Source organism: Actinomyces sp. SKVG-SVH-4(1), assembly GCF_048514265.1.
Lineage (GTDB): Bacteria > Actinomycetota > Actinomycetes > Actinomycetales > Actinomycetaceae > Actinomyces > Actinomyces oris.
Genome location: NZ_JBGEVE010000005.1, coordinates 118,295 through 143,309 on the forward strand (window position 1 = coordinate 118,295; position 25,015 = coordinate 143,309).

Annotated in this window: 18 protein-coding genes; 5 read left to right on the forward strand and 13 right to left on the reverse strand. The window is 67.4% G+C overall.

Annotation, left to right across the window (positions count from 1 at the left end; translation table 11 throughout):
- Window positions 1-44: 44 nt before the first annotated feature.
- On the reverse strand, window positions 45-1,166 hold the full coding sequence (locus AB7V09_RS06280) for a glycosyltransferase family 4 protein (RefSeq protein ID WP_419143248.1): 1,122 nt from the start codon (window positions 1,164-1,166) through the stop codon (window positions 45-47).
- A gap of 167 nt (window positions 1,167-1,333) precedes the next feature.
- On the opposite strand from AB7V09_RS06280, the gene AB7V09_RS06285 reads away from it, so the two are divergent.
- The 3 genes from AB7V09_RS06285 to AB7V09_RS06295 all read left to right on the forward strand — a co-directional run bounded on the left by AB7V09_RS06285 (window position 1,334) and on the right by AB7V09_RS06295 (window position 4,686).
- Window positions 1,334-2,446 carry a glycosyltransferase family 4 protein gene (locus tag AB7V09_RS06285; protein ID WP_419143278.1) on the forward strand — a complete coding sequence of 371 codons (1,113 nt, stop codon included), beginning with the start codon at window positions 1,334-1,336 and terminating at the stop codon, window positions 2,444-2,446.
- A complete protein-coding gene (locus tag AB7V09_RS06290) occupies window positions 2,443-3,453 on the forward strand; it encodes a glycosyltransferase family 2 protein (RefSeq protein ID WP_279012997.1) in 1,011 nt (336 codons plus the stop codon). The genes AB7V09_RS06285 and AB7V09_RS06290 overlap by 4 nt, the downstream gene beginning before the upstream one ends.
- A 132-nt stretch (window positions 3,454-3,585) precedes the next feature.
- Window positions 3,586-4,686 (forward strand): glycosyltransferase family 2 protein, encoded by a 1,101-nt coding sequence (locus AB7V09_RS06295; protein WP_419143249.1) that lies wholly within the window; start codon window positions 3,586-3,588, stop codon window positions 4,684-4,686.
- 28 nt (window positions 4,687-4,714) lie between these two features.
- Here AB7V09_RS06295 and AB7V09_RS06300 read toward each other — a convergent pair whose 3' ends face one another.
- The 11 genes from AB7V09_RS06300 to AB7V09_RS06350 form a co-directional block, all read right to left on the reverse strand.
- Window positions 4,715-6,013: an ABC transporter ATP-binding protein gene (locus AB7V09_RS06300; protein WP_279012999.1), complete on the reverse strand. Its 1,299-nt coding sequence runs from the start codon at window positions 6,011-6,013 to the stop codon at window positions 4,715-4,717.
- 8 nt (window positions 6,014-6,021) lie between these two features.
- Entirely contained in the window at window positions 6,022-6,888 is an 867-nt protein-coding gene (locus AB7V09_RS06305) for an ABC transporter permease (RefSeq protein ID WP_279013000.1), read from the reverse strand.
- A gap of 4 nt (window positions 6,889-6,892) precedes the next feature.
- Window positions 6,893-7,987 carry an NAD-dependent epimerase/dehydratase family protein gene (locus AB7V09_RS06310; protein WP_279013001.1) on the reverse strand — a complete coding sequence of 365 codons (1,095 nt, stop codon included), beginning with the start codon at window positions 7,985-7,987 and terminating at the stop codon, window positions 6,893-6,895.
- A gap of 165 nt (window positions 7,988-8,152) precedes the next feature.
- A complete protein-coding gene (locus AB7V09_RS06315) occupies window positions 8,153-9,229 on the reverse strand; it encodes an acyltransferase family protein (protein ID WP_279013023.1) in 1,077 nt (358 codons plus the stop codon).
- Window positions 9,230-9,246: 17 nt separating this feature from the next.
- On the reverse strand, window positions 9,247-11,127 hold the full coding sequence (locus AB7V09_RS06320; RefSeq protein WP_419143250.1) for a rhamnan synthesis F family protein: 1,881 nt from the start codon (window positions 11,125-11,127) through the stop codon (window positions 9,247-9,249).
- Between the two features lie 75 nt (window positions 11,128-11,202).
- Complete coding sequence (locus tag AB7V09_RS06325; RefSeq protein WP_419143251.1) at window positions 11,203-12,045, reverse strand: NAD-dependent epimerase/dehydratase family protein; 843 nt, start codon at window positions 12,043-12,045, stop codon at window positions 11,203-11,205.
- Window positions 12,046-12,080: 35 nt separating this feature from the next.
- Complete coding sequence (locus AB7V09_RS06330) at window positions 12,081-14,090, reverse strand: hypothetical protein (protein ID WP_419143252.1); 2,010 nt, start codon at window positions 14,088-14,090, stop codon at window positions 12,081-12,083.
- Complete coding sequence (locus tag AB7V09_RS06335; RefSeq protein WP_075374382.1) at window positions 14,080-14,547, reverse strand: GtrA family protein; 468 nt, start codon at window positions 14,545-14,547, stop codon at window positions 14,080-14,082. Before AB7V09_RS06335 ends, AB7V09_RS06330 begins: the two co-directional genes overlap by 11 nt.
- Window positions 14,544-15,590, reverse strand: a complete 1,047-nt coding sequence (locus tag AB7V09_RS06340; protein ID WP_419143253.1) for a glycosyltransferase family 2 protein — start codon at window positions 15,588-15,590, stop codon at window positions 14,544-14,546. The genes AB7V09_RS06335 and AB7V09_RS06340 overlap by 4 nt, the downstream gene beginning before the upstream one ends.
- Before the next feature lie 106 nt (window positions 15,591-15,696).
- Entirely contained in the window at window positions 15,697-17,760 is a 2,064-nt protein-coding gene (locus AB7V09_RS06345) for a rhamnan synthesis F family protein (protein WP_419143254.1), read from the reverse strand.
- Between the two features lie 123 nt (window positions 17,761-17,883).
- Window positions 17,884-20,364, reverse strand: a complete 2,481-nt coding sequence (locus AB7V09_RS06350; RefSeq protein WP_419143255.1) for an N-acetylmuramoyl-L-alanine amidase — start codon at window positions 20,362-20,364, stop codon at window positions 17,884-17,886.
- A gap of 411 nt (window positions 20,365-20,775) precedes the next feature.
- Between AB7V09_RS06350 and rfbB the strand changes: the two genes are divergently transcribed.
- Window positions 20,776-21,771: a dTDP-glucose 4,6-dehydratase gene (gene rfbB, locus AB7V09_RS06355; RefSeq protein WP_075374379.1), complete on the forward strand. Its 996-nt coding sequence runs from the start codon at window positions 20,776-20,778 to the stop codon at window positions 21,769-21,771.
- A gap of 953 nt (window positions 21,772-22,724) precedes the next feature.
- Window positions 22,725-22,898, forward strand: a complete 174-nt coding sequence (locus AB7V09_RS06360; protein WP_081385314.1) for a type II toxin-antitoxin system HicB family antitoxin — start codon at window positions 22,725-22,727, stop codon at window positions 22,896-22,898.
- A 24-nt stretch (window positions 22,899-22,922) separates the two neighbouring features.
- Here the strand turns inward: AB7V09_RS06360 and AB7V09_RS06365 are convergent, their stop codons facing one another.
- Window positions 22,923-24,989 (reverse strand): DUF6541 family protein, encoded by a 2,067-nt coding sequence (locus AB7V09_RS06365; RefSeq protein WP_419143256.1) that lies wholly within the window; start codon window positions 24,987-24,989, stop codon window positions 22,923-22,925.
- Window positions 24,990-25,015: the final 26 nt, after the last annotated feature.

Consider the following 25,015-nt stretch of genomic DNA (forward strand, 5'->3'; position numbering starts at 1 on the left):
GACTAAGGACTAACGGCCTACCGTACTCCCGGATGGGGAGGGCCTCAGTGCGCCATAGCGGCGCGGTACGCCTCGACGTGCGCCTGGGCGGAGGCCCTCCAGGTGAACTCGGCGGCCCGCTCGAGGGCGGCGACCCCCAGGGCCCGGCGCCGCTCGGGCTGGGCGTCCAGGACCACGAGGCCCCGGGCGATAGCCTGAGCATCCGAGCCGCAGTAGGCGACGGCGTCGCCCCCGACCTCCGGAAGGCTCAGCTCGCGGGTGGTGAGCACTGCGGCCCCGCAGGCCATGGCCTCCAGGACCGGCAGGCCGAAGCCCTCGCCGATGGAGGGATAGGCCAGGATCTCGCAGCCGGACAGGAACCCGGGTAGGTCCTCCAGGGGCAGGTAGCCGGGCCGCAGGACGTTCAGGTGCCGGGGCACCTGAGCCAGGGCGGGCTCGATGTCCTCGTCCCACCCGGGTCCGCCGGCCAGCACCAGGGCCGGGGCGTCCTCGCAGTCGCGGAAGACACTGGCCCAGGCGCGCACCAGGTTGGGAACGTTCTTGCGGGGTTCCAGGGTTCCCAGGAAGCCGATGTAGCGCCGGCCCTCCAGTCCGAGGGAGGCGGCCACGCGGGCTCGTTCGGCGTCGTCAACCGGGTGGAACACGGAGGTGTCCACGCCGTGGTAGGCGACGTGGAAGCGCTCGGGGTCGCCTCCGACGTACTTGATGGTCTCGTCGCGAGTGGCCTGCGAGGGCACGACGAGTGCGTCGGCCCGCCGCACGGCCCGGCGGATGGCGCTGGTGAAGAACTTCTGCTTGAGGGGCGAGTGCGCCTGCGGGTGGGAGAAGAACGTGGCGTCGTGGAGGGTGACGACCACAGGTACCTGGTGCAGGGCCGGGAAGGTGTAGTGGGGCGAGTGCAGGACGTCGGGGCGGATGCGGCGGATGAGTGCCGGTAGCCCCGTCTGCTCCCAGGCCATCCGGGCGCCGCGCGACTCCATGGACTGCGAGACCGGGAAGAGGTGGGCGCGGGGCGCCTTGGCGGAGAAGTGCGCCACGTCCCGCTGCTGGACGGCCATGGCCAGGTTGACGCCGCAGGCGATGAGCTCGGGCACGAGGTCGTCGACATAGCGACCCACGCCTCCCAGGTCAGCCGGGATCGCCGTCGCATCGAGAAGAACCTTCATGACGGCAGGCTACCGCGCCTGGCGCGGTCACCCCGTACTCTGAGCCCATGAGCGCAGATCATTCCCGCCCGGCGCACTCCCCGGCCCCTTCCCCCTCCCCCGCCTCCCGCACCGCGTCCTCCCCCGCCAAGGGCCCCCGTCCACCGGCTCGCCCCCGCGGCCCACGCGTGGGCATGGTGGTGGAGCAGCTGTGGCAGCCCGTGCCCGGGGGTTCGGGCACCTACATCGTCGAGCTCGCCCAGGCCCTGCGCGCTCGGCGGGTGCCCGTGGCCGGGATCGCCGCCCACCACCAGGGGGCCGCCTCGCCGCGCCAGGTCGGACTGCCGCCGATGCCGATGCGCTCCTCCCACCTGCCGCGCACCGCCCTGTACGAGTCCTGGAACCGTCTGGGGCTGCCGCGGGCCGAGTCCATCCTGCCCGGCGCCCAGCTCATCCACGCCACGACCTGGGCGCTGCCCCCCACCTCGCTGCCGCTGGTCGTCACCGTGCACGATCTGGCCTTCCTGCGCTCACCCGAGCACTTCACCGCGCGCGGTAACTCCTACTTCAGCCGCTGCCTGGAGCGCGTCATCGCTGAGGCCAGCGCCATCATCGTCCCCTCCCAGGCCACCGCCGACGACTGCATCGCGGCGGGGATCGACGCCGCCCGCCTCTACGTCATTCCCCACGGGGTTCGCACCCGCACCGTCACCGACGAGCAAGTCGAGGGTTTCCGAGCCGCCCGGGGCCTCACGCGCGACTACGTCCTGTGGACGGGTACCCGTGAACCCCGCAAGAACCTGCTGGGACTGCTGCGCGCCTTCGCCCTCCTCATCGAGGAGCACGACGACGCCGGCGGCCTCGACCTGGTGCTCGTCGGACCGGCCGGGTGGGGCGACGACGCCGCCGAGCGTGAGCTGCTGACCCGCCTGGGTGATCGGGTCCACGTCACCGGCAGGCTCGACGACGACGAGCTGGCGGCCGCCTACCGCGGCGCCCGCGCCTTCTGCTTCCCCTCCATCTGGGAGGGCTTCGGCCTGCCGGTCCTGGAGGCCATGGCCTACGGGGCACCGGTGGTTACCAGCGCCGGGACCTGCATGGCCGAGGTGTGCGGACAGGCCGGCCTGCTGGCCGACCCCGCCTCGCCGCGTGAGATCGCCGGCCTGCTCGCCCAGGCCATCGGACCGCAGCACGACGAGCTGGCCGAGGCCGGCCGCGAGCGCGCCCGGACCTTCACCTGGGAGGCCTGCGCCGCTGCGCACACGGAGGTCTATCACGCCCTCATCGGGGGTGCGGTGTGACCCAGCCCGTCAGGCGTCCCTCGGCTCGCGTCGTCGTCGTCAACTGGCGCCAGGCCGAGCTGACGATCCGGGCGGCCCGCTCCATCCGTGAGCAGCTGGGAGACGGGGACGTGCTGGTCGTCGTGGACAACGCCTCCGGCGATGGCTCGGCCGAGAGACTTCGCCGGGAGGGACTCACGGTGGTCGAGTCCCCTGAGAACCGGGGCTTCGGCGCCGGCGTCAACATTGGGGCCCGGGGCATGGTCGAGGATGTCCTCGTCCTGCTCAACAATGACGCGGTGGCCGAGCCCGGCTTCCTCGAGGCGCTCCTGGCCCCCCTGGGCGACCCGCCGTCCGCGGCGGCTCCGGCCGCGACCACGGCGCGGATTCTGCTGGCCGGCCGTTGGAAGCCCGCCGCCCCCGGCCAGCAGGACGCCCTCGTCTCCCCTCGCACCGGGCGGTGGACCCGGGTTGACGATGAGGCCGCTGCCCGCGGTGAGGGGGAGGTCCTGGTCAACTCCACGGGCAACCTGGTGGACGCCTCCGGCAACGGCTATGACCGGGACTGGCTGGTGCCCGCTGGGCAGGAGCACTCCCCCAGTGAGGTCTTCGGCCTGTGCGGGGGCGCCTGCGCGATCCGGCGTGAGGCGTGGCAGGCCCTGGGAGGCTTTCGCGAGGATCTGTTCATGTACTACGAGGACACGGACCTGTCCTGGCGCCTGCGTGAGCGCGGGTGGCGAGTCCTCTACGTGCGTGAGGCCGTGGCGCGCCACGATCACGCCTCCTCCTCGGGCACGGACTCACCGATGTTCATCCGGGTCAACGTCCGCAACCGGATCCTGACGGCAGCCGCCCACAGTCCGGCCACGGTGGTGATGCAGGCACTGGCCCGTACGCTGGTGCGCTCCCTGCGCGGACCGCAGCGCGGCCCGGTGCTGAGGGGACTGACTCAGGCTCTCGCCCGCCTACCGCGCGAGCTGCATCGGCGGGCCAGGATCCGCGCACGCGGCTCGGCGAGAAGTTGTTGATTGTGGCAAGCGCCTACGTCAGTGGCACCCCAACCGTTACAGTTACCAAACCGACGTCGTCAGACGCCCCGCATCACCGGGCAGTACCGTCAAGCACGCTGCACGCGCATCGGATCAAGGAGGACCCCCGACATGGCTGGACACGCCGCACCTTCTCCACGGGTCACCGTGGTGACCCGGACCCGTAACCGTCCCATGCTGCTGAATCGAGCGCTCCAGTCGGTCGGGGCGCAGTCCTTCCAGGACCTCGAGCTCGTCATCGTCAATGACGCCGGAAGCACTGAGCCCGTGGAGGGCGCTCTGGAGACCGCTCCCGAGTGGCTCAGGGAGCGCACCCGGGTGGTCACCAATGAGACCTCGCACGGCCGCGAGGCCGCCCTGGAGGATGGTCTGGCCGTCTCCTCCGGCGAGTTCTTCGCGATCCATGATGACGACGACTCCTGGGAGCCCGGCTTCCTGGCCGCCTGCGTGGCCCACCTCGATGAACACCCCGAGCACGGTGCCGTGGCGGCGCGCTGCGACGTGATCAGTGAGACGGTCACACAGGAAGGTCTGGTCGAGCGAAGCCGATGGGTGCTGGAGGAGGACAAGGAGAGCTGGACCCTCATCGACACGATGGTGTCCAACTACGTCCCGCCGATCTCGCAGCTCATCCGCCGTGAGGTGGCCGACCGCATCGGTCACTGGGACGGGACCCTGCTGACCCAGGCCGACTGGGACTTCAACCTGCGGCTGCTGGCGACCTCCCCGGTGGGCTTCATCGACGGGGAGCCGCTGGCGCACTGGCACCACCGCGACTCCGCCGACGGGACGATGGGGAACTCCGTCGTCGTCGACGCCGTTCACCACCGCACTGACAACCTCGCCATCCGGGACCGCTACGCCCGCCAGTCCCTGGAGGACGCCGAGGCCGCGGCCGCCGCTCGGCAGGGTGGGTCAGTGGACTCCGAGAACCTGGGTCTCCTGCTGGTCTCTGCGGAGTACTACCGCCGCCTCCAGGAGAGGCTGGAGCGGCAGGATCAGGAGATCGAGCATCTCAAGGGGACCATGCACGAGCTGGGCTCGGGCATCCAACAGTTGCGCGACGAGCTGCGCGACGAGCTGCGCAGCACGACGCAACAGGTCCTGTATCAGGCCTACGACATCAGTGCGAAGATCGATCGCGTTGAGGCCACGGTCAAACCCTTCTTCCGCACCGTGGCTCAGCACCTCAAGAGGCTGCGGCGAGGCTGAGCAGCGGCCCTGCCCGCCCTGCCGGGCCTCAGCTGTTCTTGGTGTGCTTCACCATGGGGCGCGGCGGGGTGATCCGCTCGAAGTGTGCCCCCAGGGCCACCAGCCCCCCGGACTCCATGCGTGGCCCCGGGACGATGTCGAAGGAGGTGGCCTTCTGGTAGGCGTCGATGACGCTGGAGAGCTGCCAGGGAGAGATCGAGGCGGAGATGAGGTAGGCGCCCGGCCGTAGCATCATCGCGGGGATGGAGACGTCCACGGTCCCCTCGCCCGGCTCGATCCTCTCGGGCTGGAAGCCGTCGTCGAGACCGTGCAGCCCCCAGGCGAAGATGCCCTCACGGGTGTCGATGGAGCAGCCGAAGATGGGCTTCTCAATCGTCTCCTCGCAGCGGTAGTGAAGGCGAATGGTGGCCTCGTCCCCGGTACGCATGGAGTTCACCGGCCGGCCCCTGCTGTCGAGCAGCTCGATGCGGCGGATCTGGGCCTCACCACTGCCGAAGCGAACGCCCTGTCCGTCCTTGACCTTCTTGGCTCCGTGGGTGACATCGGCGTACTTGTCGATGATCTTGGGGGCCGGACCGACCTCCTTGAGCCGGCCGTGGTCGAGCCAGGCGACCTCATCGCAGAAGGTCCGCATCTGCTCCAGGCCGTGGGAGACGACGACGACGGTGCGACCGTCCTCGCGGAACTCGGCGAACTTGTCCATGCACCGTTCCTGGAACTCCATGTCACCGACGGCCAGGACCTCGTCGACCAGGAGGATCTCCGGCTCGACGTGAATGGACACCGAGAAGCCCAGGCGCACGTACATGCCCGAGGAGTAGTTCTTCACCGGTTGGTCGATGAACTCACCCACTCCGGAGAAGTCCACGATGTCATCGAACTTGGCTTCGATCTCACGACGGCTCATCCCCAGGATGGCGCCGTTGAGGAAGATGTTCTCCCGCCCGGAGAGCTCGGGGTGGAAGCCCGAGCCGACCTCCAGCATGGCGGCCATGCGCCCCCGGGCGGTGATGGAGCCCGAGTCGGGAGCCAGGATCTTGGCGATGCACTTAAGTAAGGTGGACTTACCCGATCCGTTGTGGCCCATGAGTCCGAAGGTCTTGCCCTCGGGGATGTCGAAGGTGATGTCCTTGAGTGCCCAGAAGTCCTCGTAGACGCCACGGCTGCGCTGCAGAATGGCGCCTTTGAGGGACTGATTGCGGTGGTGGTAGATCCTGAAGCGCTTGGAGACGTCCTCAATGCGCACGGCCGGCAGGGCTGAGGATGCTGCCGAGGAGCCATGCGCCGACGACGTTGTTGATGCGGACGATCCGGTGGATGCGGTCATCTGACGTATCAGAGCTCCTCAACGATACTCGCCGAGTGCCGGCGGAAGAAGACCAGGCCCAGCGAGAGCATGACGACTGCCCAGCCCAGGCAGGCCAGGAAGACGGGCAGTGATGGCAGGGCGAAGTCGTACAGGCAGGATCGGAAGGCCTCGAGGTAGGTCTCGGCAGGGTTGAGACGCAGGATCGTGGTCAGCGGGATCGGCCCGCCGTTGACCTGCCAGCCCTTGTCGAACAGGTCGTTCTGAACCTTGTTGACCATGGTCAGGGGGAAGACGACCCCGGAGGCGTACATCCAGATCTGGTTGAAGATCTGCCACAGGTGGCCCAGGTCCCGGAAGTAGACGGTGGCGATGGACAAGATAAGTCCCAGCCCGACGGCGAACATGCCCGCCAACAGGGTGACGACAAGCAGCGCCGGGATCATGAGCAGAACCCCGGGACCGCCCATCAACATGGCGATAATGACCAGCACGAGCAGTTCGAAGGCGAAGTCCACGGCCAGTGACAGGACCGCGGAGTAGATGAGGACCTGGCGGGGGAAGTAGACCTTGGTGAGGAGCCCCGAGTTGTTCACCAGGGCATTCATGGAGGCCATGATCCCGCTGGAGAAGAAGGTCCAGCTGAGCACCCCGATGCCGATCCACAGCGCGAAGGAGTTGATCCCGGAGTTGCGGCCCGGCTCCACCCCTCCACGGAAGACGACGCCGAAGATGAGGGCGAAGATGGCGATGGTGGCCAGGGGGTTGATGAATGACCACAGGCGCCCCAGCGTCGTGCCCTTGAACTCCGAGGAGACCGAGCGCTGAGTCAGCCGCAGGGTGAGGTCCAGCGTCTGGCGGGCATCCTCCGAGCGGAGCAGTCGAGAGAGCATCATAGGCTCACACCTCCGTCGCAGTGCCGGTGGGCGCTGGGGAATCCGCCCCCTCCTGGGCATCGATCCAGTCGCACAGCCGGTTGATGCCCTCGGTGACGCCGACCCGGGGCTCCCAGTCCAGCGCCTGGCGGGCACGCGCGGTGTCCGCCCAGGCGGCACGCACATCGCCGTCACGGAACTGGCCGGTGACGTGCGGGGCGGGCGCTCCGTAGCGCTCAGCGATGGCCTGAGCGACCTGCATGATGGTGGTCCGCTCCCCCAGGCCGATGTCGTAGGGCGTGGAGGTGGCCGGCGAGTGCAGGACGCCGGCCACGATGGCGGAGGCGACGTCGTCGATGAAGACGAAGTCCCGCACGATCTGGCCGTCCTCGTAGACCGGGATGGACTGGCCCTGCTTGGCCAGGCGGGCGAAGAGGGAGACGATACCGGTGTAGGGGTTGATGAGGGACTGGCCGGGTCCGTAGACGTTCTGAAGCCGGTAGAGCACCGGGGTGACGTTGAAGGAGCCGCACCAGGAGGTCACGAGGTTCTCCTGGCAGAACTTGGTGGCGGCGTAGACATTGGCCGGAGAGGCCTGGACCTCGGCGGAGGACTGGACCGAGGGGGTCAGGCCGGTGAAGTCCCACTGACCGGCCTCGAGCATTGCGTGGGTGCGCTGCCCGGGGTAGGAGGGGTGTCCCGCAGCATCGATCCACTTCCCCTCGCCATAGACGGCCCGAGAGGAGGCCAGGACGATCTTGTCGGGACGGATCTCGTGGCGCACGAGGGCGTCGAGCATCTGGGTGGTGCCGACGACGTTGACGTTGGCGTGCCGGGAGGCCTCGGTGAGGGACTGGCCGGTCCCAGTCTCCGCCGCTAGGTGGACGATGACATCGGGCACGACCTCGGCCAGGAGCGCGTCACAGTCCTCGGCGACGGACACGTCCAGGCGGTGCAGCTCCACGCGCTCGTCGAGCTCGGCAGGGCGAGCCTGGGAGGGGTGGATCTGCGGGTGCATGTTGTCCAGGGCCACGACGCGGTCGAAGGCGTCGGCCAGGTCACGCGAGATCGCGCAGCCGATGAATCCGGCACCACCTGTGACAAGGCAGGTACGGGTCACGAGGGTCTCCCTTGGGTAGTCGATTCGGGCCGACAGAACACGCGCAGGGCGCTCCTCGACCACATCACTATTCTCGGCGCTGGAAGAGCTGATCGTGCCGGCAGATGCCGTTGCCTTCGACACTCCGACTGGTTCCACGCCACTCTCAGCCGAAGCTGGCAGCCCTCAGCGCTCAGCTTCGGACACCTCGGGGCGCCAGCTCATGTCCTTGAAGGCCTTGGTGACGAAGTCGACGACGATACCGGAGACCTTCTCCAACGCCACCGACAGGGCGAAGATGATGACGCACTCGGCAGCCAGCAGCATGTAGCGCTGAAGGGGGTAGAAGCCGTAAACGTCGATCTTCTGAATGATCAGCAGGATCACCACGTGGTGGACGAGGAAGATCGGGTAGGAGTACCTGGCGATCAGACTGACGCAGGCCCGAACCGGTTGGATCGCGACATAGCGGCCTGCGACCACAAGAATGAGGAAGGCCGAGATGCCGACGAGTGTGGTGCCCACGTCCTCGGGAATCCGCTCCGGAAGCATCGCTGAGACGACCAGGACCGCTGCCGCGGGAATAACGGTGACCCAGTGAACTCGACGGACGTAGAGGACGAAGTAGCTGCCGAAGGCCAACTCGGGGAGTCTGGTCGTGAGGATCATCGCCGAGGGGTAGCCCGCGAAGTAGCGCTGCATGACGATCACGGTGGTGGCATAGGCCGCCAGGATGACGACGGCGGTGGCGACCGGGAAGCGGTCAATGACCCACAGCAGAACCGGGAAGACGAGGTAGTACAGGAGGATGAAGCCCAGAAACCACTCGCCCAGCAGATACATGGTGGGCCAGCCGAAGGCTGCAGCGAGGCCGTCGACTCCCAGAAGCGTGAAGATAAAAGACTTCGCCGGGGCGGCGTTGGGCGGCCGCCCGTTGAAGATGAGGAAGTAGTAGAGAGTCCCCAGCACCCAGGCGGTCCAGAACATCGGGTAGATGTTGAGGAAGCGCTTCCAGTAGAAGCGTTTGAGGTTGATGGGCCGCCGGTAGGTGAGAGTCAGGGCCGCGCCGGAGATGATGAGGAAGAGGGAGACGCCCAGGGCACCCACGTAGACACCGAAGGGCTGGAAGGTCAGGACGTAGCCGCCTCCGTGCTCACGCAGGTGATAGTTGAAGTGGGTGAGGACGATGAGAAGCGCAGCCAGAGCCCGGATGAGATCCAGATAGAAGATCCGGGGTTTGCCGGCCGTCCGCCGACTCGACATCGCCGTGTCCGCCACTGTCACCTCCCGATCCCCCGGGCCCGCTGGAAGGCCTTCAGAAGCGGCTTATGCAGAGGGCGCGGAATCCAGCGCTCGGCCTGTTTCTTCAGTCGCCTCAGCTCGACACCCCGGCGGAAGAGGTTGCTCACCATGTCATCCTCGTAGCCGAGAATGCCGTTCTCGGCCACTGCGTGAGTGAAGTCCTGAACATAGTGCGACAGGCTGGTGATCTCAATACGGGCGAAGGAGTCCGAGAAGAGCCAGCCGCAGAAGTAGCCGGAGGCCTGAGCGACGTAGCCGTAGGCGCGCTCAATGGCATGGAGGATGGTTCCGTCAATATTGTTCGGCTCAGGCGGGAAGTCATCCCAGTCCCAGCCGTGGTCGAACAGCGGCTTGAGAGCGGCCGGCCGGAACCAGAACATGGTGCCCAACGGGGCGATGGGCAATTTGCTCTCATCGATCGGGACGTTCAGGTTCAGCTCGTCCTTCACGAGAGTCTTCGTGCGCTCGAAGTTCGGCCCCCATCCCATGGTGAAGATGGGGAAGTAGTCACCGTGGTTGGGAGGGGTGGGCGCGAGGAGCCCCAGACGCGGCTCGGCGTCGAAGGTGGCGATGACGTTCTTGACGAAGTCTCGGGTGGGCAGCAGGTTCTCGAAGCACTTGATCGCGAACCCGTCTCCAACGGAGTAGGGCTTGACCTGAGTGACTTTTTTGTCGTGGGTGAAGCAGACGAGGTCGTAGTCGTTGATGATGTCCTTGCAGCCCACCAGGAGCGCGCTGACGTCCCGACCCCGGTTCTCAATGAGGCGCACGGTCACGTTGTAGGGAAGACCCTTGCAGGCCTCCTCCACCAGTTCCGCCTTCTCCTGGGATCCGACGGTGAGGATGAGGTCCGCCCCCTCGGGCATGGACTTGACGTAGGCCAGCGTGGACTCCAGGAGATCCATGTAGTACAGGTGCGCAATGAGGGCGACCTTCTGCGGCTTGGGCTCGCGGGCCACCGCCTGCGTGGGCAGGACGTAGGTGAGCTGGAGATTCTTGACGAGATCCTCCATGTTCATCGAGCGCAGGACGTTGTCCCAGATGAGGTTCGTGTCAAAGTCGGTGTGATCGCGCAGGTATTCGTAGAGGTCGAGGGAGGTGTTGCCGACGGACTGGCGAACCAGGTCCTGGTAGTCGTGGAAGAAGGAGCGGCGCTTGAAGATGGGGCAGCGCTTCTCCTCGATGAGTCGCTTGGGGGCGAAGAGCACCGGGGAGAAGGTGTAGCCCTCCAGGTCCTCGGTGTTGACGTAGACGTCTGAGGTGAAGCCGAGCCGCTCGAAACGCTGGGTGAAGGGCGCCTCGTGAAGTCCTACCGAGTCCTCGTAGGAGTTCATCTGAGGAAGGTTGTCCCAGTAGTCCTGGAAGGCCTTGGAGGAGACCAGGGAACGCCGGTAGGCGTGGAAGTGGGACTGGAGGTGGCGCGGAAGATACCCCTCGGCCGCATGCCCGAAGGGGTCGTAGGGAACCTCATGGAACCAGGTGATGCCCCAGAAGTCGATGTCCCGGCTGGCCATCTCGGTGAACATCTCCTCGAAGGGGTACACCGGTCCCATGATGGTGGCGTTGAACAGGACGACCTCGTCGAACTCGACGAGCCTGTCCCAGCCGTAGCTCTCCATGGCCGTCTTGTAGGCCCAGGCATCCAGGCCCTTGTTCTCCCGCAGGATGATGTTGTCCGTGAAGGCGGTCAGCTTGGCATAGCTCTTGGCGGTCAGCTCACCGTTGACGACAATGACCAGCTCGGAGAGGTTCTTGACCATGTCAGTGAGCAGGGTCTCCACGTAGGAGTCCACGATGCCCTGAGCGTCGAAGAAGAAGAAGATCCCGAGTCGCTTCGGGTCCTGGCCGAGCGTTGCCATAATGTCCCTTCTGGGCAGTGGTTCGAGCCGCTCACCGTGGCGGAAGAGCGGAGTAATACGGTTTCCCCGGGCGCGTCAGCCCGCGCTTGAGGCGAGGATACGGCGGATCTTGGTCGGGTCACCCCACACCCCCGGCGAGTCGTAGGGCCGATCCGGGAATGCCCCGTACTCCAAGGTGATGTCCAGGTCGTTGTCCCGGATATAGGCCTCGACACGCTCGGCCAGGCTCATCGGCTCACCGGTGCAGGCGTTAATGATGCCGTCGACCTCGGTCTGGTCCACGATCGCGGCGATCTGCGTGGCCAGCTCATCCACGGAGATGAAGTCGTAGCGGTTCTTACCCGTGGTGAAGGGGAAGGTGGTACGCCCCTCCTCGGCGGCCTCCAGGAGCTTGGAGAAGATCGAGTTGCCGAACTTGTCGTCGCCCACGATGTAGTAGGCGCGGATCCACTGGGCGACGGCGTCGTGTGCCTTGGCCGACAGGAAGGTGGTCTCCCGCAGTGCGTTCTTGGCGATGCCGTACAGCGAGGCGGGGTTGCACGGGGAGTTCTCGTCGATGGCGCCCTCCCAGTAGCCAACCTCATGCATGGTGCCCATGACGGCGAGCTGCTTGAGACCGCCCGCGTAGAGGTTCTCAATGAGGTTGACGTGCTTGGCCAGGTCGTCCATGTGGGCGGGCGAGGCGTGCTTGAAGCCGTCGCGCCAGGCCATGTGCAGGACGACGTCGGGGCGCCCCATCTGGTCGTAGATGTCGGCGTCCCCGGAGAAGAGGTCCAGGGAGAGCCTCTCCGCCCGCTCGTCGACGCCGTCGAGTCGCAGGTCGAGGGCCTTGACATCCAGGCCACGCTCCAGGAGCGCGGTGACGACGTGGCGACCGATGTAGCCGCCTGCTCCAGTGACGAGAACTGTCTTTGCCATGGTTCTGGATCCTAACAGGTGCGGTTGCGGAGCAATCACTTGGTTCTGCCGCTGATGGACATGAGGAGATCACCGTTGACGGTCGTTCCGTTCTCCGTGGTCGGGAACTGGTCAACCGCGGGATTGATCTCGACGACGGCGCTGCCGCCCTCGGTCAGCTCACTGGTGATCGTGACGGTGTACTTCTCGCCACCGCGCAGGACGAGTCCCTTGGCCGGGAACTCGTGCAGACCCTCGTGGAGAGAGTTCGCCGGCGCCGCGGTCTTGAAGACCCGGGCACCGGAGGCGTCCGTCACCTCGACGTTGACCACCGAGGAGTCGAGCCACTGGATGTCTCCGGCCAGGAAGGCGATATTGAGGGAGCTGACCTCCACGGTGGACGGCAGGGTGATGGTCTCGGAGACGCTGGCCCCGTCGCCGAGGATGTTGACGCTCCCCGCCTGAGGGGTGTCGGTGACCGCTGAGTACGCCACCGGAACGGCCGGCACGAAGTAGGGGATCAGCACCAGCGCGCTGAACGCCGCAGGCATGGTCAGGCGCGACCAGGCCGCAGAACGCGGGACCCGCTCGCCCTGCCCCAGCTTCTCCACCATCTCGGTGCGCGGGAAGTTGATGAAGAGGATCGCCAGGGCGCAGGCGATCATGAAGCCGACGATGAAGGAGCCCTGCCGGCTGATTCCCACGACGTCGAGGAACTGCGCGGGGGTCTCATACCGGGGCTGCGCCGTCGGAGTCATCAGGTGAGGCAGGAGCAGCTGATCGAGGATCGACCGGTTGTACATGGAGAAACCGGTGAAGGTGTACATGAGGAACAACGCGGTTCCTACACCCATCTCAAGAGCAGAGTTGAGCAGCACGTGACGCGGGTTGAGGAAGATGATGAGCACCGCGAAGGGCGAGACCATGACGGCCCAGTAGGGGTTGAGCGGGACGACCGTGGCGAAGACGAGGTAGATGGCCATGCAGATGTAGACCGCGTCGGCCGCCAAGGCCTTCGTCCCCTGAGGGCGGCGCAGGTAGGCGAAGATGACGATCCCGACCATGAACACCACGAAGATCGGAATCATGCTGCTCTGCCACGGGACCCCCACGGCCGTGAGCCTCTGAAGCATGCTGCTCATGAATCCGCCGGTGGACGCCTTGTAGGCCACATTGCCGTGGTAGATGGCGCGGCACCCGACCAGACCGATGAGCCCGACAATGACCTGGAGGGCCACCACGCGCAGCCGCTTCTCCCTCAGCAGCAGGAGCGGCACGAAGATGAACAGGGCGAAGAGCTTGAGCGTGTTGGCGATCGCGAACCACAGCAGGAACCTGCCCAGCCGGCCACGCAGGTAGGCGCGCAGCCCCAGCAGGATGAAGACGATCATGATGATGTCGTACTGGACGATGACGAAGACCGGGACGAACAACGTCATCGACGACAGGAAGAAGAAGGCGACCCACTTGCTGCGCTGCCGGCTGACGCCGAGGTCGCGCGCGATATCCACCAGCACCTTGGCGGCGAGAAGCGCGGCCAGCACCATCATGGTCTTGAGCCACAGCTGCGCCGGCGTCGACAGCAGGTACTGGAAGCCGGTGATCCGGTAGATGATGTAGGTCGGCAGGTTCCACAGCCCGAAGAGCAGGTAGAGCGGGATGTCGTAGACCGCCGGGTGACCGGTCGAGGTGTGCTCGATCGCGATCCGGTAGAAGTCGCCGATCCTCCCCTGAAGAACCGAGTCCAGGAAGTTGAAGGAGTGCTCGAAGGTGGCTCGCACGTCCCCGTAGAGGAAGAAGGCGTAGGCGCCGAGCAGGATGATGCCCAGCAGCGCCCAGTCCACAAGGCCGGGACGCTCGGTACTGCTCCACCAGGAGCCCAGGCGGCTGTCCACCACGCGCTCGACCAGCCGGCGTCCCTGATCGCTCGTCGTCTCAGTGAGCGCGCGCACCCGTGCGGTGAGGCCGGCGGCGGAGCGGGTCTGCGGCGTGGAGTCGTGATCGGTTTTCTCGGCGTCGTTGTTCTTGACCTGACTCGTTCTGTTCTTCGCGGACTTACCGGACACGAGAGCCTGCCTGTTCATCGGGGTGGTGGACAGTGGTCGCCCCGCCGGAGGCGCCGAGACGCTCCAGGAGGGCTTTGCGGGAGATGAAGTTGTAGATGAGCACGATCGCCGTGGCGAGGATCTTCCCCAGGAAGGGGCTCATGCCGGCGAGGTCGGCGCAGACGTAGAGGATGAGTGTGTTCAAGCCCAGTGCGACGACATTGAGCAGAACATACAGCGTGAATTCCTTGAGGACACTGACATTCTCCTGCGCCTCGAAGACGTAGCGCCTGGAGAGGATGTAGTTGAGGACCACTGAGGTGGAGAAGGATGTCGCACTGGCGATGAGGTGGGGTACGCCCAGCCCGTACAGCACGGTGAAGAGGCCGAAGTCAACGCTGAAGGAGATGCCGCCGACGACGAGGAATCGCCCGAACTGCGCAAGGAGGGGACGCAGTTTCTCCTGGAGGGTGCTCAAGAGGCGTTCCCGCCGGGGCGTTCCTGCACGGAGGGACCCGCCTGCGACGACGCCGGGCCGCCTCCGAAGCTCGAAGGACCTTCGGAGGGCCCGAAGTTGAGGCGCTCACCGATGACCACGCGAGGCTTGCTGACGACGCGCCCGTTGATGCTGAGAATGTACTCGCCCAGGATTCCGATGAAGAACAGCTGAATGGAGCCCAGGAAGAACAGGCCCACGGTGCGCGAGGCCTCTCCCACTGGATAGGCGTTCCAGTCGATGAGCTTCTTGACCAGGACGAAGGTGGCCAGGCCCAGGCAGATGATGCCGACGAAGGTGGCCACGAAGGTGGCCATGCGCATCAGCAGCTTGGTGGAGCTGGTGATGCCCTGCATGGCGAAGTCGTAGTTGCGCAGGAAGTTGAAGTTCGACTTCCCCCGGGAGGACTGGGCCTGATCGTACTGGACGATCTCGAGCCCGATTCCGTACTCGGCGACCACCGTCTTGAAATAGGGCTGAATATCGCCGATCTGCCGCAGAACATCGATGAACTCGACGTCGTAGAGCCCGTACCCGGTGAAGCGCGCGATCTGAGGGGTGTCGGCGAACCAGTCGATGAGCTTGTAGTAGAGGTGACGGCATCCCGTCATGACGAAGCCCTCATCAGAGGATCTCCTCTGCCCGATGACGACCTTGGCCCCGGCCTCCCAGCGGGCCACGAACTCCGGGAGGTTCTCAGGAGGGTCCTGGAGGTCACCGAAGAGCATGAAGGTCGCGTCCCCCGAGCCGTAGGTGAGCGCCGAGAAGACATTCCGGTGAAAACCGAAGTTACGGGCGTTGAAGACCGCCTTCACCCGCTTGTCCTCACCCGCCAGAGCGCGGATCGCGTCGCGAGTGCCGTCCGTCGAGTAGTCATCGACGAAGATGATCTCGTAGTCGTACTGGGGAAGATGCGTGTGAAATACCGAGTTCAGTCGGTCATACATCAACCTGACGCTTTTTTCCTCATTGTAACTGGGGATGACGACGCTGATCTTCTTCATGGACAGGTCAAAGGTCCTCACGTGACTCATTGATCGAGGCAGGGGCTCCACCAGGGGCTCCAAGGGGCATACCCGACCATGCCGGCAGGAGGTGCGGGGAGCACCTCACGATATGCTAACACCTCGCTCAATCCCCATTGCCCTCCCCCCGATGGCGGCCGCCACCGCGCAAACGCCTGCCAGCACTCGTCGCGGCGCGCGCCAGGCCCGAGGCCCCGCCGGTCAGGTAGCGGTAGGCGGGCTTGAGAGCACTGCCCATGTCGGGGTGGTGGGCGTCGACGTAGGTGCGCACCCGGGCGCCGACTCCGGCCAGCGGCCCGAACCTGGCCTGGAGGAACCTGACCTGCTCATCGGTGTGGGCCGGAAGGTCCGCGGTGACGACTCGATGCTTGTAGGCCAGGGCCCCGTAGAGCCGCCCGGCCCAGACAGGAGTGAGCACCTCGCGGGGGTGGAAGCCGCTGGACATGGCCGCATAGACGGTCAGCAGCTCGAGCACCTCGGCGGCGCGGGCGCGCCTGAGGCGCTCGGCAGACTGCTCGGGGCCGGCGGCGGCCTGGTCGGTCAGCCGCACGAGCTCCTTGGCCCCTTCACTCAGGGTACGCAGCGCTTCGGGGCGGGCCATGAACATCGCGCCGGGAGGAGCCACGGGGGCGACCGGATCGAGCTCCACGCTCAGGCCGAGCCGCCGGGTCAGGGCCTTGGCGGCGCCGGCCAGCCCGTCCCACGTGGGTCCTCCGTGGGCCCGTCCGATGTGTCCGGCGGCGGGCATGGCCACGCCGAGGCCGCGGTGACGCGCGAAGAGGTCGATGAGGCCGGCCACGTACTCCGGCGAGTCCAGCAGGCAGTCGAGTGCCTGCCGGTGGGCGACGTCGTCGGCCCGCGTACCGGGGCCGGGCGGGGGCCCCACGGCGATCCGCAGGACAAGGGGGCCACCGTCGCCACCCTCGTCACCGTCGCCACTGTCGCTGCCGCCGGCGGCGCGCCCGGGATCCCAGAGGTCGTCGCACTGGGTGAGGAAGGCGATCGTGCCCCGCGGGTCGAGGTCGCGCACCAAGCGGAAGGACACATCCCCTTCCCTGTGCGCTGAGTCCTCCTGTGTGTCCTCCCGAGTGGGACGGCGTCCGGTGACCCGCTCCAGGTCGGCGGCATCCAGCGGTTCAGGCGAGGTGACTACGACCCGCCAGTGCGCCGGCACGCTCGCCAGGCGTCGGGCCAGGCCATCGGCCTCGGCTCGCTCGAGCGCCTCCCTCCCCGCCGGGACGTGGACGACGACGCAGCCCGAGGGCCGCCGCGCAGGCGAGCTCACCTCGACGTCGGTCCCCGCGTCCCCGGGGACGCACCCGGTCACGACCTCGGTGAGGCCGGCATTGACGATGAGGTCTCGGGCGGCCGCGGTGTGGACGACGTCGGACAGGATGAGGTCCTCGCTGTAGCCGGCGGCCACGGCGGCCTCCAGCAGCTCCCCACCGACGACGGCCTGGCGGTCCTGGTGGAGCGGGTCGTGGAAGAGGGCGCGTCGCTTGAGCAGGGGGCAGCCGTCGGCCAGCAGCGCCGGGGCCTCCTCGATGGCCGGGTTCTCCGAGCGGTAGCGGTCCACGGGGAAGGCAACCTGCCAGGTGTGGCCGAGCTCGGCGAAGTAGCCGGTGAAGCGCGACTCGTGCCACTGGATGGAGTCGCGGTAGGAGGTGACCGGCGGCATCTGCTCCCAGTACTCCCGGAAGGCCGGGTCCGTCAGGAGCCTGCGGCGCACCGCGATCCAGTGGGACTGGAGGTGGCGGGGCAGCTCGCGCTGGGCGAGGAAGGGGTGGGGGCGCATGGTGGCGTGCTCGGTCATGCCCCAGAAGGAGATATCGCCCCAGTTCGCGGCGCGGGTGAGGACCTCCCCCCAGGGCCGCAGCGGCGCGTAGGAGGTGTGGTTGGTCAGGATGAGCTCGTCGAAGTCGGCAAGCCGTTCCCAGCCCAGGTGCTCCAGGCCGGCTCGGTAGGCGCCGGCGTCGAGCCCCTCATTGGGGCGCTGGAGGATCTCATCACAGCAGGTCCCCAGGCGGGCGCGGTCGGCTTCGCCGATGGGTGAGTTGGAGACCAGCAGGATGTGGTTGGCGTGGGGCCGCAGGGAGCTGAGCGCGGCAACGACGTAGTCGCGGACCTGATGATGAGGATCGAAGTGGAAGTAGACGAGTCCTCGGTTCATGTGGAGGTCCTTCCCGGCAGGTGGTCGATGAAGGCGGCTGGTGAGGAAGCGGTGAGGCGGCCAGTGTCTCATGAGCTGTCTCATGCACTTCTGGCCGCCTCGCCGCTCCCCCGGTGCGAGATGTCAGCGGATGGCCACCTTCCCGTTGGGCGCCACGGAGATGCTGCCCTTCTCAAAGGTCTGGGTCATGGTGCCGTCGGCCTGGCGCACTGCGCGCCCGGTGGGCAGCCCCACCTTGGAGCGCTCCCAGCCGGCGGCGGCCCAGGCGTTGAGGATCGAGCCGTGGATGAAGCTGACCCGACCCCCGGGGCGCCAGTAGGCGATGCCGCCTTCGAAGATCTGGTGACGGCTGCCACCGACCCCTACCACGCCACCGCTGCGCGGGTAGCCCATGGACCCGGTCTGATAGCCGTAAGCGCCCCAGGCACTGAGCACCGGCTCACCCACGAACTGCGCACCAGTCGCCGGGCTCCAGTAAGCCACCCCGCGCTCGAAGCGCTGGAACACTCCACCCTTGGTGGAGGCGGTCTCGTTGGAGGTGGGCAGCCCCAGCCAGGAGCGCTCCCAGCCGGCGGCGGCCCAGGCGTTGAGGATCGAGCCGTGGATGAAGCTGACCCGGCCCCCGGGGCGCCAGTATGCGATGCCGCCTTCGAAGATCTGGTGACGGCTGCCGCCGACTCCTACCACGCCACCACTGCGCGGGTAGCCCATGGACCCGGTCTGATAGCCGTAAGCGCCCCAGGCACTGAGCACCGGCTCACCCACGAACTGCGCACCAGTCGCCGGGCTCCAGTAGCCCACCCCGTGCTCGAAGCTCTGGAACACCCCACCCTTGGTGGAGGCCTGGACGCCGGAGGTGGCCGCTCCGATCCAGCCGTTGGCACCCAGGGCGCTGCGCAGGGCGACGGCTCCCGGATGGTCCTGGGGCACGGTCGACGACGCACCACTGCTTCCCCCCTGCGGGGAGGAGCCCTGCGCCTTGGCGATGGCGCGGATGGTGCCGAGCTTGGAGTAGCCGACGTTGCCGGGGCAGGTGGTGTAGCCGACGTCGCGGTGCCCGAGGATGCGGGGCATGGAGATGGTGGAGCCGGCCTGGTAGCGCTCGGTCGTCCACACGTGCAGGCCCGCCCAGCCGGTGACATCGGAGATGCCGGCTCGTTTGAGGAACCATCCGGCCATCTTGCCCACGGAGCTCAGTTGGGCATCCGAGGGGGACACCGTGCTGTAGTCCCCCATCATGGAGATGCCCATGGTGCCGGTGTTGACGCCGCGGGCGTGCGCCCCGATGCTCATCCTGCCGGCCGGTGCCGCCACGGAGCCGGAGCGCCCCTCGAAGACGGTGCCGAACTTGTCGACGAGGAAGTTGTAGCCGATGTCGCCCCAGTCCAGGACGACCGCGTGGTAGTAGTAGATGCCCCGCACGATGGAGGCGGACTGGCCTGCTGAGTAGCTGTTGGTGCCTGCGGTGTGGTGGACGACGACGTGGCCGGCTCTCGCGTACTCGGGATCCCAGCTCATGTAGGAGGCATTGGCCCCCCACTCGGCCCGGGTGGTCACCGCAACCGGCAGGCCGTTAGCGGTCGTCGCAGCCGGTGCAACGACAGGCACAGTGGCTGGTGCAGTGGCTGGCGAAGCAACCGATGCTGCGGCGGGCTGGGCGACCGGCGCGGGGCTCGCGGACAGCGTCATGGCGGCCGGATCCACCTGAGTGCCCTGGTTCTCCATGGCGGAGGCATCCTCGATGACGGGGGTCGGTGCAGCCTCAGTGGTCTTGAGGTCGTCGGCATCGAGGACCTCCTCGCCCTGCGGGCGGGAGGGGACCAGGGCCAGCTTGAGCCCAGCGGGAAGCGAGCCGCCGACGACGGAGGCCTGGATCGCGTCGGCCCCGCCGGTGACGAACTCCCCCGTGCCGGGGGTGGCGCGGTCGTCGCGGCCGGAGTCGGCCGCCTCACTCAGGTACCAGGGCGACCAGCTCCCGTTCTCCCGCACGCGCAGGTAGATGCGCACGCCGTCGGGCAGGTCGGCACCACCGGTCCAGGTGAAGCCGGCGACGAAGAAGCGGTCAACCTCGAGGGGGTCGGTGAGCAAGGCGGCGTCCGCCTGCGGATCCGTGGCCGCCGGCAGGATCGACGGGGCCGGGCCGCCGGCTGCTCCCATCGTCTGAGCGAGGGCGGGCACGGTGGCGGTTGCGCCGAGCACCGGCGCCGGACTCACCGAGGCGGCGTTATCGGAGCCACTGGCCTCCTCGGTCGACGGCCTTGGCGTCTGGGCGTCCGCCCCATCGCGCGACCCCGAGCCGGAGCCCTGCCCCGGCGAGGCCTGGACGTCGTCGAGCCCCGACTGCGCCACCTCGGTGGCCTGGCCGCTAACGGTGGTCAGGTCGAGGATCTGCACCGGAGCGGGGACCTCGCCCTGACCACCGGAGTCGCCGGCACCCGGAGCGGCACCGGCCACGGGCACCAGGCTGGACAGGAGCAGTGAGGACAGGGCGATGAGCCCGGCGGAGCGGCACGCGTGTGCGCGGGCGCTGAGACCACCGGCATGGCCACTGAGGCGATGGCCGCCGCGGGGGGCGATGCGGCCAAGAGCGCGAGGGACGTTCATGGGGTTCCTTTGAGGTGATACCGACGGGCGTCCATCAGGCCTCACCATCACAACCGACGACGCGCTCCCTCGAGAGGCACGAAATCTAATTTCTGAGCAATTTCCAAGAGATTGCTGATAGTTTACTGAATGTCACGGAGGGTCCTTGACGGCGCCGGCTGCATCGGCACCCAGAATCCCGGAGACCACCAGCCCACCCCACACCTTTTCTTGAGGCTCCGCGGTTTTACCGGTTCACGGCACGTCTATTGCAATCCGGTCTCACCACCCCAGGACCCTCGGTCCGACTGCGCCGGCCCGGAAGTCGCGCTCTGCAGCCGCCCGTGAGCTCGAGCGCACTCCTGTGGCATGATGGCGTCGGCCATGATGGGCGCTCAGCGCCCGCAGTTCCCACGTATCGGAGCGAGTTCTATGCACGTCCTCATCACCGGAGGCGCCGGCTTCATCGGCGCCAACTTCGTCCACCAGACCCTGGTGCGCCACCCCGATGCCACCGTCACCGTCCTGGACAAGCTCACCTACGCCGGGAACAAGGGCTCACTGGCGGACCTGGGCGACCGCGTCACGCTCGTCGTCGGGGACATCGCCGACGCCGACGTCGTCGACCCGCTCGTCGCCCAGGCCGACGTCGTCGTCCACTTCGCTGCCGAGTCTCACAACGACAACTCGCTGCGCGACCCCTCCCCCTTCATCCAGACCAACCTCGTGGGCACCTTCACCCTCCTGGAGGCGGTGCGCCGCCACAAGGTGCGCTTCCACCACATCTCCACCGACGAGGTCTACGGGGACCTGGAGCTGGACGACCCGGCGAAGTTCGAGCCGACGACGCCCTACAACCCCTCCTCCCCCTACTCCTCATCCAAGGCCGGAAGCGACCTGCTCGTGCGCGCCTGGGTGCGCTCCTTCGGCGTGGAGGCCACCATCTCCAACTGCTCGAACAACTACGGGCCCTACCAGCACATCGAGAAGTTCATCCCGCGTCAGATCACCAACCTCATCGACGGCGTGCGCCCCAAGCTCTACGGCGCCGGCGAGAACGTGCGCGACTGGATCCACGTCCTGGACCACAACGACGCCGTGTGGGACATCATCGAGAAAGGCCGCATTGGCGAGACCTACCTCATCGGCGCCGACGGCGAGAAGAACAACAAGGAGGTCGTCGAGCTGATCCTGGAGCTCATGGGCCACGCTCCCGACGACTACGAGCACGTCGCCGACCGCCCCGGTCACGACATGCGCTACGCCATCGACAACTCCAAGCTGGTCCAGGAGCTCGGCTGGGCGCCGAGGTTCACCGACTTCCGCTCCGGCCTGCAGGCCACCATCGACTGGTACCGGGACAACGAGGCCTGGTGGCGCCCGCTCAAGGCCGAGGTCGAGGCCAAGTACGCCGCCCAGGGGCAGTGACCGGGCGGCGCCGCCATCGAGCCGCCAACGACAAGTCATGACGTGTGGGGTCCCCGCGGGGGCCCCACACGCGTCTGCGCCCGGCGATCCTCGTGTCAGCATCCAGAATGACCATGGGCGGGCAAAGCCGTATCAAGTGAGACAGGTTCTCGCCGCCATCGAGAAGAAGGGAGAGACGGAGACATGAGTACAGCCATCGACACTGCAAGGTACAGCTTCTGCGTGACGTGGTCAGCGAGGTGGTCGCCGACCTCCTCGCGTCAGGGGAAGCAGTGCCAGAGCCTCTATCGACCCGTCACTATGTGCTGTCTCCTCACTTCTGAGACATGTGAGTGTCATGACTTCTGAGACACCCGCTCGGGCGGAAACCCGGGGCAGGCTGGTGGCCCTGGAGGCGAGGGTGGCTTAGGGGCGAGGCATGACGGGGTGTGGGTGTCCATGGTGCTGACATTAAAGGCGCACCGGCGCAGCACACCGAAGAAGAACCGCAGGATTCCAACGATCCCCGCTGGGCGCTTCGACGCCAGGCTCGTCAATGTCAGCGCTGTGGACACCGGGCCGCGCAGGAGCGAGAGTCCGGGGTTCGTACGGCAGAGCCCGGTGCCTCCCTCACAGGTTCTCCTCCACCGCTCCCTGCCCGCCGTCTGCGCAGGGTCCCGGCAGTCATGGTTTGACTCCGGCCCCACCCAGAACTGGCTCGAGATGGCCCGAGTCGGCTTGCTCCACGAGGGTCGGGATCCACTGGCGAAGGGTTGTGCGTACTGCACGAAGGCCCCACCTACCCAAAGTGCACCCAACCCTCCTCCAGTAGCACCCCACCCTCGTGCAGTGCGCGCCAGACGACGCCAGCAACCACCAGAGCGACCGGGTCAGCCCCTCCGACAGGTCGAAACAGCAGCTCTCCCATCTCTCTCCCATCTGGCAGACCCACCCAACCGGTGTCTTGAGATGTCATGACATCCGAAACTCTCAGAAGTCATGAGACAACACAATCGACCCGTCACTACTCGGGTAAGTTCCAGCTGCGCCTCGGCGAGGACCTGCACCGACGTCTGGCCATGGAAGCAGCAGAGCAGTCCACCAGCTTGAATCAGTACGTCGTGCGAAAGCTGGCCTCAGTCTCCTGACTCAGGATCGTGAAGTAAGCCCCCTCAGTCGCAGGCGGTGATGCGCCACAGTGAGGTGCTGCCCTGGGAGTCGATGAGCTCGAGCCCCTCGCTGGGGATCCGGGTCAGCGGGGCGTCCCAGCGCAGGGGGGCCGCGCCTGCCACGGAGCCCGCGGCCGTGGCGTCCGAGCTGCTGTAGAAGTAGCGCACGCCCAGCTGGTTGAGGAGCGCGCAGGTCCGCGAGCCCTTCTGGCCCAGGGTGGGCCAGGCAGAGGGCAGGGTCGCACCCAGGGTTCCAGGTGCTGTCTGGTCACGCGTCGGGTAGACGACGTGGACCCCGCCCAAGGACCACAGGTGGGCGGCCCCTCGCGATGGCGCTCCGAGGACGACCGCGTCCTGAGGCAGGACGCTCCTCGAGCGCTCAATGAGCGCCAGGGCGTCCTCGGTCAGCAAGGTCCCGTACTTGATGCGCTGCGGGTCGTAGACGGAGGCGACGAGGTTGCGTTCCAGGGGGACCCTTGCCACCACCGGCAGAAGTACAAGCGCTGCCAGCATGGCCACCGCCGCACGCTGCGGCCGGGCCCCGCCGACCCGTGAGGCCAGTCGACGCAGCAGCCCCCACAGTCGTCGCCCAGGCCGCCCGGCCCCGGCCTGCACCATGAGAACGAGCGCCGGCAGGATGACAAGCGGAAGGATCCGGGCCTTCTGGAGGTACCAGGGCGCCCCGAGCTGACGGCCGGCCCACTGGGGTCCCCCCACGAGGACCACAAGCAGCAGCGACAGGAGCCACATGACGAGCCAGGGGCGCTGATCCCGGTGTGCACGTGCCGACCATGCCGCCGCCAGGGTGAGTCCGCCGAACACGATCCCGACGGGCACGGAGGCCCCCGGGACCGCCCCGTACATCGGCAGGTCGATGAGCGCCTGCCCCAGGGTCGCCACGATGCCGCCCACTCCCCCGGCCGGGCGCTGATAGCCCAGGACAGAGGCCAGGGAGGCGCGCATGACCCAGGCCCCCATTGCCAGGACCAGCACGGACGCGACCGCTCCGACCACCAGGAGGGCGCGGCCGCCCCGCCTGGTGGCGCTGCGACGCCATCGGGAGACGAGGAGGTTGACCAAGAAGGGTGGGCTCAAGACGGCGAGGTTGAACAGGCCGGTGCCGTGCGCCGCCACCACGCCGCCGGCGGCGGCCAGGGCGAGGAGGACCAGTACCAGACGCAGGCGCCACGAGGAGGTTTCCTGACGCAGCAGGTCGTAGAGCACGAGGACGCCGGGAAGCCCCACAACACTCAGGGCGTAGGGCCACACTGCCAAGGCCGTCATGGGCAGCAGTGGGAAGCCCACCACTGCGGCGCTGAGCGCGAGCACAACGGCGACCGCGCAGGTCTGTTGCCTGCGGCGGGCTCGGTCCGTCTCCGAGGCCCGGGCGGCGTCAAGACCTGCGGCCCGGGCGAGCAACCCCAACAGGCTCAGCGGCCAGACCACCGCGGTGAGGGCCAGCACCCCCGCGGTACTGACCGGGGCCGGGCTGCCCGGTGCCAGCGCCACCACCCCGTGCCAGACCGTGGGGTAGTAGACGGCGCGACCGGAGTAGAGGGCGGACAGGCCCCCCAGCATAGAGGCGTTACCGCCCTCACGGATGGCCGCCACCGCGTTGAGGTGGAAGGTGGCGTCGAAGACCTGCGCCGGGTAGCCGGGCCCCGGCAGGACGGTCAGAATCACCCCGGCCGGCACAGCAACGGCCACGGTCAGGCCTGCAGCCAGGATCACCCACTCGTCCCGGCCCTGCGACGCCGCTCGTCGCGCACGCTCCGGCGGAGCACCGACGATCAGACGTGCCATCAACGCCAAGACCGCCGTCAGGCCGGCGATCACCGCCCACCCCCAGGGGAGCCAGGGCAACGCGAGGGTGTGGGCGAGGATCTCCGTCGCCGCGATAATCGCCGAGCCGAGCGCGGGAGCCACCGCCAGCGACGGCAGTGCGGCAAGGCGCGCCGAGCGTCCCACGATCCAGCCGGGCACCAGGAGCAGCCCGGCCACGACGAGCGTGGCGGCCGTCAGAATCCAGCCGGAGTCTCCGGACAGCCCCGCCGCCACGCTCGCAGTCATTCCTCCTGCCGACCTCAGAGCGCCTG

What these genes read in the sequence shown, in the direction of transcription:
- AB7V09_RS06305 (WP_279013000.1), bottom strand. Translation starts at nt 6,888, where the DNA reads ATGATGCTCTCTCGACTGCTCCGCTCGGAGGATGCCCGCCAGACGCTG.
- rfbB (WP_075374379.1), top strand. Translation starts at nt 20,776, where the DNA reads ATGCACGTCCTCATCACCGGAGGCGCCGGCTTCATCGGCGCCAACTTC.
- AB7V09_RS06325 (WP_419143251.1), bottom strand. Translation starts at nt 12,045, where the DNA reads ATGGCAAAGACAGTTCTCGTCACTGGAGCAGGCGGCTACATCGGTCGC.
- AB7V09_RS06365 (WP_419143256.1), bottom strand. Translation starts at nt 24,989, where the DNA reads ATGACTGCGAGCGTGGCGGCGGGGCTGTCCGGAGACTCCGGCTGGATT.
- AB7V09_RS06320 (WP_419143250.1), bottom strand. Translation starts at nt 11,127, where the DNA reads ATGGCAACGCTCGGCCAGGACCCGAAGCGACTCGGGATCTTCTTCTTC.
- AB7V09_RS06300 (WP_279012999.1), bottom strand. Translation starts at nt 6,013, where the DNA reads ATGACCGCATCCACCGGATCGTCCGCATCAACAACGTCGTCGGCGCAT.
- AB7V09_RS06350 (WP_419143255.1), bottom strand. Translation starts at nt 20,364, where the DNA reads ATGAACGTCCCTCGCGCTCTTGGCCGCATCGCCCCCCGCGGCGGCCAT.
- AB7V09_RS06315 (WP_279013023.1), bottom strand. Translation starts at nt 9,229, where the DNA reads ATGTCGAGTCGGCGGACGGCCGGCAAACCCCGGATCTTCTATCTGGAT.
- AB7V09_RS06280 (WP_419143248.1), bottom strand. Translation starts at nt 1,166, where the DNA reads ATGAAGGTTCTTCTCGATGCGACGGCGATCCCGGCTGACCTGGGAGGC.
- AB7V09_RS06345 (WP_419143254.1), bottom strand. Translation starts at nt 17,760, where the DNA reads ATGAACCGAGGACTCGTCTACTTCCACTTCGATCCTCATCATCAGGTC.
- AB7V09_RS06360 (WP_081385314.1), top strand. Translation starts at nt 22,725, where the DNA reads ATGACATCCGAAACTCTCAGAAGTCATGAGACAACACAATCGACCCGT.
- AB7V09_RS06295 (WP_419143249.1), top strand. Translation starts at nt 3,586, where the DNA reads ATGGCTGGACACGCCGCACCTTCTCCACGGGTCACCGTGGTGACCCGG.